Origin of the sequence: Wolbachia endosymbiont of Drosophila incompta (assembly GCF_001758565.1) — a bacterium.
GTDB classification, from domain to species: Bacteria; Pseudomonadota; Alphaproteobacteria; order Rickettsiales; family Anaplasmataceae; genus Wolbachia; species Wolbachia pipientis.
The window spans coordinates 361,615-362,426 of sequence record NZ_CP011148.1 but is presented as its reverse complement, the minus strand read 5'-3'; the positions used below and the strand labels follow the sequence as shown (position 1 = coordinate 362,426).

Here is an 812-nt window from a genome sequence, read left to right as displayed (position 1 = left end):
TACTTGCCAATCATCAGGTAATATTGCGGAATCATCTTGAAATTCAACTGCAGGATATATTTTACAATCTTTAATGTTCAGATCATTCACAAACCAATTGACTACCACCGACACCAACTCAACATTTGGCAAATCTTCTTTTAATTGATCCAAAGAAAGCATTGCATCGCTCTTTTTAGTGTGGTTGTTGTGATTTACCCTTTGCGCCAGCCCATATGGGATATATTGGTTGCTGCTTATTTTCTCTTGCGCGATTTTCTTCTGTATTTTTGTATCATATACAAACTCACCTGAACCTGGTATGATATTGATATTCCGAATATTTTCCGCCATTGAAAACCAAACGGGCTTTAATGCAGTTCGCACTTCAAATGTAAATATCGGGACGCGATTGTTATAGTCTGCTAAAGGAAAATTCTTGATGACTATGTAAGATATTCCCCTATAAGCCGGCACATTCCCCTCTCCTTCAATTGATGACATAAATGGATCAGGATTTTGGTCTTCTCTGCCGCTGTAAAAAGTATAATCTATTTCATCAAAGCTAAGTGATGTTGTATCTGCCCAGATTCTGTTTAATTTTTCTACTTTCCCCTTGCAGATCGCAATTGCAAGCGTTGCGTAGTAATTATATGTAACGTTCATGCCTCTTCCAATTTTGCTTTTGGTGGTTATCGCCTCTTCTTTTATTGGCTGTGACCAAATAATGTTCCCTGCAACACGAGCAGTGCCATAGATAATTGGAATCGTTCTGCCGTAGGTTGAGGTTTGAACTTGCAGATTTTTTAGTCTCGCACCATGCGTTACTTTTT

The 812-nt window shown here is 38.3% G+C and carries 1 pseudogene; it reads right to left on the bottom strand.

Annotated elements, in window-relative coordinates:
* Positions 1-812 (bottom strand): annotated as a pseudogene (locus WG67_RS08185) (baseplate megatron protein TIM-barrel domain-containing protein); the annotation flags it as partial.